The following is a 16,022-nucleotide window of genomic DNA, read 5'->3' as shown; positions in this document are numbered from 1 at the left end:
CTGGCGGTCGATTTTTAACTCGGGTAGGATCGATGCACTCGTAAAATATATTAAACAGAGGCAGCAGGATGGCGAACACACCCTACCCAGAGTCCTACTACGCCGCATCGGCCAATGCGGTTCCGCCGCGCCCGGCCTTGCAGGGTGATGTAGAGACTGATGTCTGTGTGATCGGTGCCGGTTACACAGGCCTGTCCTCTGCACTGTTTCTGTTGGAAAACGGTTTCAAGGTCACGGTGCTGGAAGCCGCCAAGGTGGGTTTCGGCGCATCGGGTCGTAACGGTGGCCAGATCGTTAACAGTTATAGCCGCGACATCGATGTGATCGAGCGCAGCGTTGGCCCCAAGCAGGCGCAGTTGTTGGGGCAGATGGCGTTCGAGGGTGGGCGGATCATTCGTGAGCGGGTCGCCAAATATAATATTCAGTGCGACCTGAAGGACGGCGGTGTGTTCGCCGCGCTCACCGGCAAGCAGATGGGCCATCTGGAATCGCAAAAGCGTCTGTGGGAGCGTTTTGGTCACACGCAGCTTGAGCTGCTGGATCAACGCCGCATTCGTGAAGTAGTGAACTGCGAGCAATACGTTGGCGGCATGCTCGACATGAGCGGCGGGCACATTCATCCGCTGAACCTGGTACTCGGCGAAGCCGCGGCGGTCGAGTCGTTGGGCGGCACTATCTATGAGCAGTCGCCGGCGGTGCGCATCGAGCGCGGCGCAACCCCGATAGTGCACACGCCTCAAGGCAGGGTCAGGGCCAGGTTCATCATCGTGGCGGGCAACGCGTACCTCGGTAATCTGGTGCCGGAATTGGCAGCCAAGTCGATGCCGTGTGGAACGCAGGTGATTACCACCGAGCCATTGGGCGAAGCGTTGGCCAAGAGCCTGTTGCCGCAGGATTACTGTGTCGAAGACTGCAACTACCTGCTCGACTATTACCGTCTGACCGGCGACAAGCGCCTGGTTTTCGGCGGTGGCGTGGTGTACGGCGCGCGGGACCCGGCGAATATTGAAGCGATCATCCGACCGAAGATGCTCAAGGCTTTCCCGCAGCTCAAGGACGTGAAGATTGATTACGCCTGGACCGGCAATTTCCTGCTGACCCTGTCGCGTCTTCCGCAGGTCGGACGCCTGGGCGACAACATCTACTACTCCCAGGGTTGCAGTGGTCACGGCGTGACGTACACGCACCTGGCGGGCAAAGTGTTGGCCGAAGCGTTGCGCGGTCAGGCTGAGCGTTTTGACGCGTTTGCCGACTTGCCGCACTACCCTTTCCCGGGCGGGCAATTGCTGCGCACACCGTTTGCGGCGCTGGGCGCCTGGTACTACGGATTGCGAGACAAGTTCGGCTACTGAGCAACACCGCACTACTTTGTGGGAGCGAGCGTGCTCGCTCCCACAGGTTCGATTCAGAAATCGACAGTCGCCGAAAGCAGGTACGTGCGCGGCGTCGACAGCGTCAATCCCGGCTCGCTGTCATCCGAAGCACCGGCCGAACTCCAGTAACGCTTGCCCGCCACGTTCTCGATGTTGGCGCGCAAGGTAATGTTCTTTTCCTCGACCTTGAACGCGTAGCGGGCGCCTACATCAAAACGCTCCCACGAATCGATTTCCTTGACGTTGGACTGGTCCAGATACTGCGAGCTGGAATAGATGCCGCGACTGGTCAGCGTCAGCCCCTGCAAGGTCGGCACATCCCACTCGGCGCCGAGGTTGACGTTGTATTCCGGCGTCGCTGGCGCACGGTTACCGTCGAAGGTGCCGTTGGCGGTATCAGTCAACTCGCTGTCGATGTACATGACACCGCCGAGCAGACGGAAACCCTTGAGCGGCTCACCGAACACACTCAGTTCCACACCTTCGTTTTGGCGCTTGCCGTTCGGACCGAAGACGCGGGTCGTGGCGTTGGTTTCATAGGCCGGCTGCTTGATCCGGAACACCGCGGCGGTGACGGCAAACGCACCTGCGTCATATTTGGCGCCGACCTCGACCTGGCGGCTGATGAACGGCGGGAAGATTTCGTCCTCGTTCACCGAAGTCGATGGTGCGATCTTGCCCTGGCTCAAGCCTTCCATGTAGTTGGCGTACAGCGACAGCTTGTCGGTAGCCTTGAACAGGACGCCGCCCGACGGCGAAACCTTTTCTTCATCGTAGGCCGTGTCGCCTTTGACATCGTCCGTCCAGTCGTCAACCTTCACCCGCTGCCAGCGGGCGCCGAGGGTCAACAACAGGCGATCATCGAAGAACCCCAGCGTATCGGACAGCGCCAGACCGCTGAAGCGGTTCTCGGTGTAGACCTTCGAATCGAGTCGAGTGGGCCTGACAGGTGTCGGCGTTACCACCGGGTTATAGAGGTTGCTGTTGGCCGTGGCATAACGGGCGCCGCCATTTTCAAAGTCCATGTAGAAATAGCTGGCAGCCAGGTTGACCTCGTGGCTCACGGGCCCGGTGTGGAACCAGTTGCGCACCCCGGCAGTAGCCGTCCGGACACTTTCGTCACGGGTGAAGTCACGGGGTTGAACGCTAAAGTCGCCCCGGTTGTTGGTGACCGCAACGGCATGACGGAGGAAGTCATGATTGCTTTCGCGCGCGCCCACACCGCCGTACAGCATCACGTTATCGCTGACATCGAATTCGCCGTTCACTGTGCCGAACGTGTCGTTGGTACTCGCCTTGCTCCAGGGCTGCGCATAGTTGTGGCGGACATCGCTGGCATGCGGAACCTGTGCGGCGGCGCCAACTTGCACGCGCTCCTGCGGGGCGTCGGTATCGCGCTCGGTGCGCCCCAGGTCGGTCGAAAGTCGCAGGCGCTCACCGCGGAAATCCAGCCCCAGTACGGCCATCTCGCGGTCGACATTCTGGTGATCCCATTCGGTGTCGCCGGACTGTTTTACGCCGTTGAAACGAATGCCGAACTTGTTGTCTTCACCAAAGCGCCTGCCGATATCCACGGCACCGCCGGTCTGGCTGTCGGACGCGTAGTTGCCGGTAAACGAAGTGATCGGCTTGTCGGTCGCGCGTTTGGGCACCACGTTGATCCCGCCACCCACGGCACCTCGCGGCGAGATGCCGTTGATGAGCTGGCTCGGGCCTTTGAGAATGTCGACGCGGTCGGCCATCTCCATGTCGATCGTATAGGTCGGCAAAACGCCGTAGAGGCCGTTGTAGGCGACATCACTGTTGAACAGGCTGAACCCGCGAATGGTGAATTGCTCATAGCGCCCACCGGCCGGGTTGGTGGCGCGAACGGAAGGATCGCTGGCGATCAGCTCGCCCAGGGTACGCGCCTGCAAGTTCTTGACCGCCTCGCTGGTGTAGGTGGTCATGCTGAACGGCGTTTCCATGAAGTCTTTCGAGCCCAGCAAACCTTGCGAGCCGCGACGCGCAACCTGACCGCCAGCATACACCTCGCCGTCCGCCCCGCCGGTGGCACCAAGAATCGAGGTCGGGGCCAGTTGCAGGCTGCTGCCTTCTGGCGCCGGGGTCAGGATGTACGCCTGCTCGCCCACCGCTTGCAACTGCAGACCGGAACCCTGCAACAGTCGCGCAAAGCCCTCCTCGACCGCGTAATCGCCAGACAGGCCGGTACTGTTGCGACCGCTGACCAGCGCCGGATCAACCGAGAGATTGACCCCAGACAACCCCGCGAAACGGGTCAGCGCATCACTCAGGCTGCCGGCAGGCACCTGATAATTGCGTCGGGCAGTATCTTCGGCCCAGCTTGCGGTTATGAACAATGGACTGGCACTCAGGCCCAACAACAGGCTCAGGTGCAACAACGGACGCAGACGCGGATAACAAGGTGCAGGCATTGAATTTGCTCTCTTGATTCGTTCACATGCCTTGAATGACAAGCGAGTCGAAAAAAGGGGACAGGCTTTACACACTATTTTTGCGCGGCAGCAACGTGACCCAGTAGCGGGTTCGGGAATGCACCTCCAGCGGCAGACTGGCCGCAAGCAGCGCGAGGACGCGATCCGTGTCGTCGAGACGGAAACTGCCGGTGACACGCAGGCTTTCCAGTTCAGGCTCCCAGCGCAGAACGCCCGGTCGGTAAGTGCCGAGTTCGCGCAGGAAATCCCCCAGCGGCTGGTTCTTCGCCATCAGCACGCCTTCACGCCAACCTGGTGCAAGCGCATCGAATGGCGTGATCGCGCCGACACCCGCCGCTTCAAGGCTGACCTGCTGCCCCTCGCGCAATGCCAGTGCCGCCCCATGCAGGGGCTGCAACTGCACGCTACCGTTGAACACCGACACCCGACAGCCCCATGCCTCCTGGCGCACGCAGACTTCGCTCTGGCTGAGGATAACGTTGCCGAACTTCGTCTGGATCGTCAGCGGCGCAGTGCCCGGCACCTTCAGCGACAGCTCGCCTTCTATCAGCTTCACGCGGCGGTTCTGCACATCCACATCGACGGCACTGGCGGTATTGAGCTGCAAGGAACTGCCATCGGCGAGCTGCACCTTTTTGCGCTCGCCAGTGGCGGTGTGCAGGTCGGCACGCCAGACGTCCAGAGGCAATTGTCGACTGATCAGCCAAGCCGTCGGCACCAACGCCACGGCGCCCAATGCGCGCTTCAGCACTGCGCGTCGGCCCGGATCAGGACGGTCCAGGCTGCTCAGCGCCAGCGCCGACGGCAGATCGGCGAAACGCTGACGCAAGGCCTGGGCCTTCTGCCAGGCCTGCTCGTGACTGGCGCAGGTGTCGCGCCAACGCTGCAAGTTCGCGCGGTCCTGCTCATTGGCGCCACCAGACTCGAGCAACGCAAGCCATTGCGCGGCAGCCCGGACGGCCTGACGGGGATCGGAAGAAGACTGACTGTTCACAGTTCCACCAACAGGCAATGCTCGTAGGCTTGCGCCATGTAACGTTTGATCGTGCGCTCCGACACCCGCAGGCGCTCGGCGATTTGCTGGTAGTTCAAGCCTTCGAGCTGACTCCAGAGAAACGCCCGGCGCACCGCCCTTGGCAGTCCGTCGAGCAGCTCATCCAGTGCTTGCAGGGTTTCCAGCAGCAACCAGCGCTGTTCGGGTGATGGCGCACAGTCTTCAGGCATCGACGCCAACGCAGCCAGATAGGCTTGCTCAAGGCTGCGACGCTGGTAGAAATTGCTCAGCAGGCGTTTGCCGACGGTCAGCAGATAGGCACGGGGCTCTTGCAAGTCAGCGATGCGCTGAGAGCTGGCGAGCACACGCAGGAACGTATCCTGACTCAAATCCGCCGCATCACAGCCGTTGCCCATGCGCCTTCTCAACCAGCCTTCCAGCCAGGCACGGTGATCGCGGTACAGGTCGTGAAGGGTTTGCTCCTTCGGCATCGCTGCATCACTCATCTCAAGAAGCCCTGTGCCAAGGAGTTATCGTAAATGAGAGTGATTCTAATTAATGTCAGAGCTACGAAGGAAGTCCTTTATGCAACGGACGTGCAGAAAGGTCATATGGGTAAGCGTGAAGTGGCATAAAAGCCAAATTTCAGACACAAAAAACCCCGGTCTTTCGACCAGGGTCTTTGCTATCGACTCGAAGATCACCAGAGGCTTCTTCGTAGCTCCAAGGCGTTCAGTGGGCCTTGAGGCAGATATGGCGCAGCGGACGGGACTCGAACCCGCGACCCCCGGCGTGACAGGCCGGTATTCTAACCGACTGAACTACCGCTGCGTATCGCTTTGGACTTGCGTCCTAACTCGTCTGATTGAAGCTCCGAGACTTTTCAATCTCTCTTTCAATCTCAAATCAGGGATAAACCTGACTCGGAAAATATGGCGCAGCGGACGGGACTCGAACCCGCGACCCCCGGCGTGACAGGCCGGTATTCTAACCGACTGAACTACCGCTGCGCGTCGGTGGAGGCTTTTCAGCTTCCCTCCTGCTTTCGCAAGAGTCTCAAGAAGTGGTGGGTGATGACGGGATCGAACCGCCGACATTCTGCTTGTAAGGCAGACGCTCTCCCAGCTGAGCTAATCACCCTTTGCTTCTCTGAGGCCGCGAAATTTACGCACCTAACGAAGCTAAGTCAATAGCAGGATTGAAGTTTTTCTGAAAAAGACAAAATCGTGTCATCCCTGGGGATGTGCGCGGCCGTCAGACCGCTTCGCGAGCAGGCTCGCTCCCACAGTGGACCGCGCTTTTAATGTGGGAGCGAGCCTGCTCGCGAAGAGGCCGGCACATTCGGCATCAATGCAGAAGACCGCCTCCGCACTGCTATTCGCTGTAAATCATCTTCTTGGTCATGCCGCCATCGACCACAAACTCCTGGCCCGTGACGAAACCCGCATTCTTCGACAACAGCCAGGCAACCATCGCCGCCACGTCCTCGACCGTCCCTACCCGGCCCGCCGGATGCTGCGCATGGTCAGATTCGGTGAGGGGTTCGGCACGCCGCACCCCAGGGTCTCGCGCATCGATCCAGCCAGGGCTGACGGCGTTGACGCGAATTTCCGGCCCGAGGCTGATCGCCAAGGCGTGAGTCAAGGCCAGCAGACCGCCCTTGCTCGCCGCATAGGCCTCCGTGTCGGGTTCTGACTGCCCGGCGCGGGTCGAGGCCAGGTTGACGATCGCACCGCTGTGAGCACGCAGGTACGGCGCACAGTGCTTGGCCAACAGCATCGGCCCGCTGAGGTTTACCGCCAGTACCCGATTCCAGTAAGCCAGATCGAGGCTTTCCAGGGTGATGTTGTGCGGATCGGCCACTGCCGCGTTGCACACCAGCGCATCCAGACGCCCGAACTGCCCCAGCACTTCGGCGACACCCAACGCCACCTGCCCTTCGTTCGAGACGTCCATGGCGATGAACCAGGCGTTGTCGCCCAGCACCTTCGCCACCTTCGAACCACGCACCCGATCCAGGTCCGTCAGCACCACCTGCCAGCCTTCACTGATCAGCCAGGCCGCAATCCCCAGACCAATGCCCCGCGCAGCACCGGTCACCAGTGCGACGCGGCCATTGGAACTGGTAGTCGGCGTGGACAACTCGATCACAAGGCAGCCAACCCGCGCGCCAGATCAGCCTGCAGGTCGGCCACGTCTTCCAGACCGACCGCAATGCGGATCAGGCTGTCACGAATGCCCGCAGCTTCACGCTCTTGCGGCGCCAGACGGCCGTGGGAGGTGGTGCTCGGGTGGGTGATGGTGGTCTTGCTATCGCCAAGGTTGGCGGTGATCGAAATCAATCGGGTTGCATCGATAAAGCGCCACGCGCCCTCTTTGCCGCCCTTGACCTCGAAACTCACCACGGCGCCGAAACCTTTCTGCTGACGCTGCGCCAACGCGTGCTGCGGATGGCTTTTCAGGCCGGCGTAATGGACTTTCTCGATACCGTCCTGCTGCTCCAGCCACTCGGCCAGTTGCTGCGCGTTGGCACAGTGCGCCTTCATGCGCAGGTTCAGGGTTTCCAGGCCTTTGAGGAAGATCCACGCGTTGAACGGGCTCAAGGTTGGCCCGGCGGTACGCAGGAAGCCGACCACTTCTTTCATCTGCTCGCTGCGACCGGCCACTACACCGCCCATGCAACGGCCCTGGCCGTCGATGAACTTGGTCGCCGAGTGCACGACGATGTCCGCGCCCATTTTCAGCGGCTGCTGCAGCGCAGGCGTGCAGAAGCAGTTGTCGACCACCAGCATCGCGCCTTTGGCGTGAGCGATTTTCGCCAGTTCGGCGATGTCCACCAGCTCGGCCAGCGGATTGGACGGCGACTCGACGAACAGCAATTTGGTGCTGGCCTTGATCGCCGCGTCCCAGCCGGACAGGTCCGCCAGAGGCACGTAATCGACTTCGATGCCGAAGCGCTTGAAGTACTTCTCGAACAGGCTGATGGTCGAACCGAACACGCTGCGCGAGACCAGCACATGATCGCCGGCGCTGCACAGGCTCATCACCACCGCCATGATGGCGGCCATGCCAGTGGCGGTGGCCACGGCTTGCTCGGCGCTTTCCAGCGCGGCAATGCGCTCTTCGAACGCGCGCACGGTCGGGTTGGTGTAGCGAGAGTAAACGTTGCCCGGCACTTCCCCGGCAAAACGTGCGGCCGCGTCGGCGGCGGTACGGAATACATAGCTGGAAGTGAAGAACATCGGATCACCGTGTTCGCCTTCCGGCGTGCGGTGCTGACCGGCGCGTACGGCCAGGGTATCGAACGCTACGCCTTCGAGGTCGCTGTCCAGCCGACCGGCATCCCAATCCTGACTCATGCTGTCACTCCTTGCCCTACTCGCTAATAGATACAAAAACGGCCTGTAGGAGCATGGCTTGCCCGCGAAGGGGCCTTTGGGAACACCAAAAGCTTCGCGGGCAAGCCTCGCTCCTACAGGCCGCGCGTTTACTCAGTTGTTGTACAGATCAATGATCGCGCTGACTGCCTGCGTCTTGACCTTGGAGGCATCGTTGCGTGCCTGCTCGATCTTGTTCAGGTAAGCCTCGTCGACGTCGCCGGTCACGTACTGGCCGTCGAACACCGCGCAATCGAACTTGTCGATCTTGATCTTGCCGCCACCGACCGCTTCGATCAAGTCAGGCAAGTCCTGATAGATCAGCCAGTCTGCGCCGATCAGATCCGCGACGTCCTGGGTCGAACGGTTATGGGCGATCAGCTCGTGGGCGCTCGGCATGTCGATGCCGTAGACGTTCGGGTAGCGAACGGCCGGTGCCGCGGAGCAGAAGTAGACGTTTTTGGCGCCAGCTTCGCGGGCCATCTGGATGATTTGCTTGCAAGTGGTGCCGCGAACGATCGAGTCATCCACCAGCATCACGTTCTTGCCGCGGAATTCCAGTTCGATGGCGTTGAGCTTCTGGCGTACGGATTTTTTCCGTGCGGCCTGGCCCGGCATGATGAAGGTCCGGCCGATATAGCGGTTCTTCACGAAGCCTTCGCGGAACTTGACGCCCAGGTGGTTCGCCAGCTCCAGAGCAGCGGTACGGCTGGTGTCCGGAATCGGGATGACCACGTCGATGTCGTGATCCGGACGCTCGCGCAGGATCTTCTCGGCGAGCTTCTCACCCATGCGCAGACGGGCCTTATAAACCGAGACACCGTCGATGATCGAGTCCGGACGCGCCAGGTAGACGTGTTCGAAGATGCACGGAGTCAGGGACGGGTTGGTCGCGCACTGACGGGTGTGCAGCTTGCCGTCTTCAGTGATGTAGACCGCTTCGCCCGGTGCCAGGTCGCGGATCAGGGTGAAACCGAGCACGTCCAGGGACACGCTTTCGGAGGCGATCATGTACTCGACGCCTTCGTCGGTGTGACGCTGACCGAAAACGATCGGACGGATGCCGTGCGGATCGCGGAAACCGACGATGCCGTAACCGGTCACCATCGCCACGACAGCGTAACCACCGACGCAACGGTTGTGCACGTCAGTGACGGCAGCGAACACGTCTTCTTCGGTAGGCTGCAACTTGCCACGCTGGGCCAGTTCGTGCGCGAACACGTTGAGCAGCACTTCCGAATCGGAATTGGTGTTGACGTGGCGCAGGTCAGATTCGTAAATCTCCTTGGCCAGCTGTTCAACGTTGGTCAGGTTACCGTTGTGCGCCAGGGTGATGCCGTAAGGCGAGTTGACGTAGAACGGTTGAGCTTCGGCCGAGGTCGAGCTGCCCGCGGTCGGGTAACGCACATGGCCAATGCCCATGTGACCGACCAGACGCTGCATGTGACGCTGATGGAACACGTCACGCACCAGGCCATTGTCCTTGCGCAGGAATAACCGGCCGTCATGGCTGGTCACGATACCGGCAGCGTCCTGGCCGCGGTGCTGGAGGACGGTTAGCGCGTCATACAGCGCCTGATTGACGTTCGACTTACCGACGATACCGACGATGCCACACATGCGACGCAACCCCTACTTAATGGATCTGAACTGAACACAACTCACTGAGGCGTTTTGGCCGTCGGCAAGAGGTGCTCCTTGAACGGTATTTCAGCGGGTACGCTGATACCGCTGGCAAGCCACTGACTGCTCCACCCGAGAATCAGGTTTTTGGACCAGTCTGCGACCAATAGAAATTTTGGCACGAGTTGCGACTGTTGCCACCACCCGTCCTGCTGTACCGGACCCAGGCTCAACAGCCCGACCGCCACGACCACCAGCAACACGCCACGCGCGGCGCCGAAGGCCATGCCGAGGAATCGATCGGTCCCGGACAACCCGGTGACGCGAACCAATTCGCCGATAAGATAATTGATCATTGCGCCTACGATCAGCGTGGCGACAAACATTATTGCGCAGCCCGTGATCACACGTGCCGATGGCGTTTCGATGTATCCGGCGAGGTATTCGGACAATGCACCACCGAACATCCAGGCGACGACTCCTGCGATGATCCAGGTCACCAGCGATAATGCTTCTTTGACGAAGCCGCGGCTCAGACTGATCAATGCGGAGATGGCGACGATTGCAACGATCGCCCAGTCAACCCAGGTAAATGGCACAGTGCAGCCTACAGACGGATAAGGCGGCGCATTTTAGCAGAGCCCATGCTTATCGGTAAGCTGCGATTGTCAGTGCATTTCAAATCGGGTCGATAGTTTTCAACCGCGCTCAGGCTGGAAGCGCACCACAAAACCCTTGAGGTTCTGCTGGCGGTTCAACAAGTCGCGCAGACGATCGGCTTCCGCACGCTCGATCAACGGCCCTACGAACACCCGATTCTTGCCGTCAGCCGTGCGAATGTAGGCGTTGTAGCCTTGGCTGCGCAGGGTTTTTTGCAGGTTTTCTGCGCTGGCACGGCTCGACAGGCTGGCCAGTTGCACCGACCAGCTGACCGACAGGCCATTGGCGTCGACGCGGCTTTGAGTAGTATCCGGCTTACCCGGTGCGGCGGTAATCGGCTGGCTCGGCGCAGTCGTCGGTTTGTTGACCGGAGCCGGTGCCGGAGGCGGCGTTACCGGTTTTGCGGCAGGCGCAGGCGCGACGGGTGCAGTCGGCGCGATCGGCATTACGGGCTCTTCCTGCTGCGCGATGTCGTCATCACTCGGCACAGGCTCCTGCGGCAAGACTTGCGGCTCAGGCACCGCCACCGGCTCAACCTGCACCTGCGGCACCGAAGGCGCTTGCGGGGCGGCTGGCGCTTCGACCGTCACCTGACGCTGCTCATCCTGACGGGAAAACAGCATCGGCAGGAAAATCACCGCCAGCGCCACCAGCACCAGGGCGCCGACCATGCGCTGTTTGTAAGCCTTATCCAGCAATGCCATTTGCCGCTTCCTCCGTGGAGCGCCGGGCCAGCCATTCAAGGGCCTCGGCAACACAATAAAATGATCCGAACAACAGAATTTCGTCGTCGCTCGTCGCCAGCGCACACTGCCCTTCCAGGGCGGCGGCCACGCTGTCATAGGACGCGACTGAAGCACCGAGGTTGTACAGCACCCCGTGCAAATCGGCGACCGGTCGTGCCCGCGGCGAATCCAGCGGCGCAACAGCCCAGTGCTGGACACTAGCATTCAATTCGCCGACAACACCATCCAGATCCTTGTCCGCCAGCAATCCAAACACCGCCAGACGCTTGCCGGCCGGCGGTCGGCTCGCCAAACGACGGGCCAGGTATTCGGCGGCGTGAGGGTTATGCCCCACATCCAGCAACAGGTTCAGACGCTTGCCCTGCCAGTCGAACTGGCGGCGGTCGAGGCGACCGACCACCCGCGTGGCTTTCAGCGCATCAATAATCTGCGCATCGACCCAGGGCAAACCAAGCAACAGGTACGCCTGCAACGCCAGCGCGGCGTTTTCCATCGGCAGATCGAGCAACGGCAGATCATGCAACTCGACTACACGCCCTTGAGCGTCAAGACCGCGCCATTGCCAGTTGTGATCGGTGACACCAAGGTCAAAATCGCGTCCCCGCAGGAAAAACGGGCAAGCCAGCTCGCGCGCCTTGTCCAGCAGAGGTTGAGGAGGATTCAGGTCGCCACAGAGCGCAGGCGCGCCCTGGCGGAAGATGCCGGCCTTTTCATAGGCCACTGACTCACGGGTGTCGCCCAGATAATCCGCGTGATCCACGCCGATGCTGGTCACCAGCGCCATGTCGGCATCCACCACGTTGACCGTGTCCAGCCGCCCGCCCAGACCGACTTCCAGCACCACAGCATCCAGCGCTGACCGTTGAAACAGCCAGAACGCCGCCAGGGTGCCCATTTCGAAGTAAGTCAGGGAAGTTTCGCCACGCCCCGCCTCCACCGCAGCAAAGGCTTCGCACAGCTCGGCATCCGTCGCTTCGACGCCGTTGACCTGCACCCGCTCGTTGTAACGCAGCAGGTGCGGAGAATTGTAGACACCAACCTTCAGACCCTGCGCCCGCAGCAATGAAGCCACGAATGCGCAGGTGGAGCCCTTGCCGTTGGTGCCGGTGACCGTGATCACCCGAGGCGCCGGCTTGCCCAGCCCCATGCGGGACGCTACCTGTTGCGAGCGCTCAAGGCCCATGTCGATGGCCGAAGGGTGCAACTGCTCAAGGTAGGCGAGCCACTCGCCAAGGGTGCGTTGGGTCATATGTTTGCAGGCACCGGCGGAACGACGATCGGCTCGATTGGCGCAGCGACGAATTTCGGCGTCGGCTTGCCGGTCAGTTGCGCCAGCAGGTTACCCAGGCGCGGACGCAGTTCCTGACGGTGAATGATCATGTCGATCGCACCGTGCTCCAGCAGGAATTCGCTGCGCTGGAAGCCTTCCGGCAGTTTTTCACGAACGGTTTGCTCGATCACGCGTGGACCGGCGAAGCCGATCAGGGCTTTCGGCTCGCCGACGATCACGTCGCCAAGCATCGCCAGGCTGGCGGAGACGCCGCCGTAGACCGGATCGGTCAGCACGGAGATGAACGGAATGCCTTCTTCACGCAGACGCGCCAGTACCGCAGAGGTCTTGGCCATTTGCATCAGGGAAATCAGGGCTTCCTGCATCCGCGCACCACCGGAAGCGGCGAAGCAGATCATCGGGCATTTGTTTTCCAGGGCGTAGTTGGCGGCGCGTACGAAGCGCTCACCGACGATTGCACCCATGGAACCGCCCATGAAGGAGAATTCGAAGGCCGAAACCACCACCGGCATGCCCAGCAGGGTGCCGCTCATGGAGATCAGCGCGTCTTTCTCGCCAGTCTGCTTTTGCGCAGCGGTCAGGCGGTCCTTGTACTTCTTGCCGTCACGGAATTTCAGACGGTCGACTGGCTCCAGGTCCGCACCCAGCTCGCTGCGGCCTTCGGCGTCGAGGAAAATGTCGATACGGGCGCGGGCGCCGATACGCATGTGGTGGTTGCACTTCGGGCAAACATCCAGGGTCTTTTCCAGCTCCGGACGATACAGCACAGCCTCGCAAGACGGGCATTTGTGCCACAGACCTTCAGGCACCGAGCTCTTCTTGACCTCGGAACGCATGATCGAAGGGATCAGTTTGTCTACTAACCAGTTGCTCATGCTTTCTTTCTCCAGTACCGGCGGCCCGAACGCTCTGGTTCGCAGCCCCGCGTATGCCCTTGAGCTAAATTCATGTGTGTGGCGATGATCGGTGGGTGGCCGGGTCAGTGAAGCGTGACCTGCGTACAACCCATCAATCCTCAGCCGTGCCTGCTTTGTGCAGCGCAGTGCATTTTGGGACGGCGGCAGTCTGCCAGCCGTCACATCAACTACTTGCTGCTGCGTACTGCGTTAATGAATGCCTGAATCTTTGCGTGATCCTTGATGCCCTTGCTCGCCTCTACTCCACCACTGACGTCCACGGCGTAAGGCCGAACCCGGGCAATCGCTTCACCGACGTTGTCCGGCGTCAAACCGCCCGCCAGGATGATCGGCTTGCTCAAGCCTTGTGGTATCAGGGACCAGTCGAACGCTTCGCCGGTTCCGCCAGGTACACCTTCAACGTAGGCGTCGAGCAGGATACCGCTGGCACTTGGAAACGCATTGCATGCCGCCGCAATGTCGTCGCCGGCCTTGACCCGCAGCGCCTTGATGTACGGCCGATGCCAGCCTTCACAGTCGGCAGCGGTTTCGTCGCCATGGAACTGCAACAGGTCCAGCGGCACGGCGTCGAGCAACTCTCCCAACTCGCAACGGCTGGCGTTGACGAACAAACCCACGGTCGTCACGAACGGCGGCAGCGCCTTGATGATGTCGCGGGCCTGCTGGAACGTCACGGCCCGCGGGCTCTTGGCGTAAAACACAAACCCGATGGCATCAGCCCCGGCCTCGACCGCCGCCAACGCATCTTCTATGCGGGTAATCCCGCAAATCTTGCTGCGAACGGCTGACATGTCGATAAAACCTCAGGGTAAATCCGAGAAAGTCCCGGATGGTAACAAATGCGTTCGAGGGCGTCAGCCGTCAAGTTCGGTGAAACCGGTCAGGAAGTGTGGGCCAATGTAACGTTCAGGCAATTCGAACTCGTCGCGGTACTCGACCTGCACCAGATACAGGCCGAATGGATGCGCCGTCACCCCGCCGGAACGGCGAATGCGGCTCTCCAGCACTTCCTTCATCCACTCCACCGGACGCTCGCCGGCGCCGATGGTCATCAATACACCGGCAATGTTACGCACCATGTGGTGCAGGAAGGCGCTGGCGCGGATATCCAGCACGATCATCTTGCCGTGACGCGTGACGCGCAGGTGATGCAGCTCTTTGACCGGCGATTTGGCCTGGCACTGGCCAGCGCGAAAAGCGCTGAAATCGTGGGTGCCGACCAGGTATTGCGCAGCCTCAGCCATGCGCTCGACGTCGAGCGGACGGTGATTCCAGGTAATTTCTTCGTTCAGGTGCGCCGGGCGGATCTGATCGTTGTAGATCACGTAGCGATAGCGCCGGGCGATGGCCTTGAACCGTGCATGAAAATGCGCCGGCATGACCTTGGCCCAACTGACGCTGACGTCGTGGGGCAAGTTGATGTTGGCACCCATGACCCAGGCTTTCATCGACCGCTCGACCTGCGTGTCGAAATGCACCACCTGCCCGCAGGCATGCACGCCGGCGTCCGTGCGCCCGGCGCACAGCAGCGACACGGGTGAGTCGGCAACCTTGGACAAGGCGTTTTCCAGGGTTTCCTGCACCGTGAGCACGCCGGAGGCCTGACGCTGCCAGCCGCGATAGCGAGAGCCTTTGTATTCAACGCCCAACGCGATGCGGAAAAAGCCGTCGGCCGCCATTTCGGCGGCCGGGTTATCTATATTTGCCAAGGAGTGACAGCCTGCTGATCTACGCAAAGGCGGGCATTATAAGGCCGCCGGACCGGGACGCCAGAGGCGTGTGTCGTTTGTGCCGTTGCAGTGTCCACACAAACTTCGCTATATAGATAACTACACAACGAAAAAAACAGTACACCACCGAGACCTGATGATGAATGCACCTCTCAAAGAAGCCGTCGGCCTGGCGTACAGCCTGGAAGGCATGCTGCACGCCAAACGCAAGACGTGGGAAGCGATCGACGAAATGGCCCCACGCATCAAACCCGGCATGCGTGAATCCGAGGCGCTGGCCATGAGCCTCGACGTATTGAACGAACTCGGGATGGACCGCATCTGGCACCCGTCAAAGATCCGCTTTGGCGAAAACACTCTGAAAACCTTCAAGCAACGCTCCGAAGGCGATCCGGTACTGGCCGAGAACGACATTTTCTTTATCGACCTCGGCGTGGTCTGGGATCGCCATGAAGGCGACTCCGGCGCAACGTTCGTCGTCGGCGACGATTCCGAGATGAAGGCCTGCGCGGCGGCCGCGAAGACTTTGTTCGATCAGGTTCACGATTACTGGCGCACCCGGCAGGTGGCCGGTCCCGAGCTGTATCGCTACGCCGACGAACAGGCGACGGCGATGGGCTGGAAGCTGAACCTGGAAATCAAGGGGCACCGGGTCAGTGATTTCCCCCATGCGATTTATCGTGCCGGAGATCTGGGGAATTTCGAGGAATGTCCGAATGTGGGGTTATGGATTCTGGAAATCCAGATCGCCCACCCTACCCGGCCGTTTGGTGCGTTTTATGAGGATTTGCTGGCCTGAACCAAAAAGCTTCGCGGGCAAGCCTCGCTCCTACAGGAGGTGTGGACTCCAGGAGG

General features: G+C 60.8%; 14 protein-coding genes and 3 tRNA genes. 2 read left to right on the top strand and 15 right to left on the bottom strand.

What is annotated here, in order from left to right; translation table 11 throughout:
- The first annotated feature begins 68 nt into the window (after positions 1-68).
- The gene (locus ACM6IO_RS12725; protein ID WP_192226372.1) at positions 69-1,352 is read left to right on the top strand and encodes an NAD(P)/FAD-dependent oxidoreductase; all 1,284 of its coding nucleotides are present in this window, start codon (positions 69-71) and stop codon (positions 1,350-1,352) included.
- A gap of 53 nt (positions 1,353-1,405) precedes the next feature.
- On the opposite strand, the gene ACM6IO_RS12720 is transcribed toward ACM6IO_RS12725, so the two are convergent.
- From ACM6IO_RS12720 to truA, 15 genes are all read right to left on the bottom strand, one after another.
- Positions 1,406-3,808 (bottom strand): TonB-dependent siderophore receptor, encoded by a 2,403-nt coding sequence (locus ACM6IO_RS12720; RefSeq protein ID WP_414911571.1) that lies wholly within the window; start codon positions 3,806-3,808, stop codon positions 1,406-1,408.
- 67 nt (positions 3,809-3,875) lie between these two features.
- Entirely contained in the window at positions 3,876-4,823 is a 948-nt protein-coding gene (locus ACM6IO_RS12715) for a FecR domain-containing protein (protein WP_192226368.1), read from the bottom strand.
- Entirely contained in the window at positions 4,820-5,329 is a 510-nt protein-coding gene (locus tag ACM6IO_RS12710; protein ID WP_414911570.1) for a sigma-70 family RNA polymerase sigma factor, read from the bottom strand. Before ACM6IO_RS12710 ends, ACM6IO_RS12715 begins: the two co-directional genes overlap by 4 nt.
- A 248-nt stretch (positions 5,330-5,577) precedes the next feature.
- Positions 5,578-5,654 (bottom strand) — tRNA-Asp (locus tag ACM6IO_RS12705).
- 102 nt (positions 5,655-5,756) lie between these two features.
- Positions 5,757-5,833: transfer RNA gene (locus ACM6IO_RS12700), tRNA-Asp, on the bottom strand.
- Positions 5,834-5,887: 54 nt separating this feature from the next.
- Positions 5,888-5,963 (bottom strand) — tRNA-Val (locus ACM6IO_RS12695).
- A gap of 234 nt (positions 5,964-6,197) precedes the next feature.
- Positions 6,198-6,974, bottom strand: coding sequence for an SDR family oxidoreductase (locus ACM6IO_RS12690; RefSeq protein ID WP_414911569.1), 777 nt, complete (start codon positions 6,972-6,974; stop codon positions 6,198-6,200).
- Complete coding sequence (locus ACM6IO_RS12685) at positions 6,971-8,182, bottom strand: O-succinylhomoserine sulfhydrylase (protein WP_414911568.1); 1,212 nt, start codon at positions 8,180-8,182, stop codon at positions 6,971-6,973. The genes ACM6IO_RS12690 and ACM6IO_RS12685 overlap by 4 nt, the downstream gene beginning before the upstream one ends.
- Positions 8,183-8,314: 132 nt before the next feature.
- Complete coding sequence (gene purF, locus ACM6IO_RS12680; RefSeq protein WP_007935163.1) at positions 8,315-9,820, bottom strand: amidophosphoribosyltransferase; 1,506 nt, start codon at positions 9,818-9,820, stop codon at positions 8,315-8,317.
- Between the two features lie 41 nt (positions 9,821-9,861).
- Positions 9,862-10,422, bottom strand: coding sequence for a CvpA family protein (locus ACM6IO_RS12675; protein ID WP_008028275.1), 561 nt, complete (start codon positions 10,420-10,422; stop codon positions 9,862-9,864).
- Positions 10,423-10,521: 99 nt separating this feature from the next.
- The gene (locus ACM6IO_RS12670; protein ID WP_008037624.1) at positions 10,522-11,187 is read right to left on the bottom strand and encodes an SPOR domain-containing protein; all 666 of its coding nucleotides are present in this window, start codon (positions 11,185-11,187) and stop codon (positions 10,522-10,524) included.
- Complete coding sequence (folC, locus tag ACM6IO_RS12665; RefSeq protein WP_192226364.1) at positions 11,171-12,478, bottom strand: bifunctional tetrahydrofolate synthase/dihydrofolate synthase; 1,308 nt, start codon at positions 12,476-12,478, stop codon at positions 11,171-11,173. The genes ACM6IO_RS12670 and folC overlap by 17 nt, the downstream gene beginning before the upstream one ends.
- Positions 12,475-13,395: an acetyl-CoA carboxylase, carboxyltransferase subunit beta gene (gene accD, locus ACM6IO_RS12660; protein ID WP_008028281.1), complete on the bottom strand. Its 921-nt coding sequence runs from the start codon at positions 13,393-13,395 to the stop codon at positions 12,475-12,477. Before accD ends, folC begins: the two co-directional genes overlap by 4 nt.
- Before the next feature lie 209 nt (positions 13,396-13,604).
- Positions 13,605-14,228: a phosphoribosylanthranilate isomerase gene (locus ACM6IO_RS12655; protein WP_008037628.1), complete on the bottom strand. Its 624-nt coding sequence runs from the start codon at positions 14,226-14,228 to the stop codon at positions 13,605-13,607.
- 63 nt (positions 14,229-14,291) lie between these two features.
- Entirely contained in the window at positions 14,292-15,116 is an 825-nt protein-coding gene (truA, locus tag ACM6IO_RS12650; protein ID WP_032828713.1) for a tRNA pseudouridine(38-40) synthase TruA, read from the bottom strand.
- 190 nt (positions 15,117-15,306) lie between these two features.
- On the opposite strand from truA, the gene ACM6IO_RS12645 reads away from it, so the two are divergent.
- Positions 15,307-15,966 (top strand): M24 family metallopeptidase, encoded by a 660-nt coding sequence (locus tag ACM6IO_RS12645; protein ID WP_414911599.1) that lies wholly within the window; start codon positions 15,307-15,309, stop codon positions 15,964-15,966.
- Positions 15,967-16,022: the final 56 nt, after the last annotated feature.

This window comes from Pseudomonas sp. IT-P44 (assembly GCF_949768225.1).
Lineage (GTDB): Bacteria > Pseudomonadota > Gammaproteobacteria > Pseudomonadales > Pseudomonadaceae > Aquipseudomonas > Aquipseudomonas migulae.
Note: the sequence above shows the minus strand (reverse complement) of the source record. Positions and strands in the feature narration are given on the sequence as shown.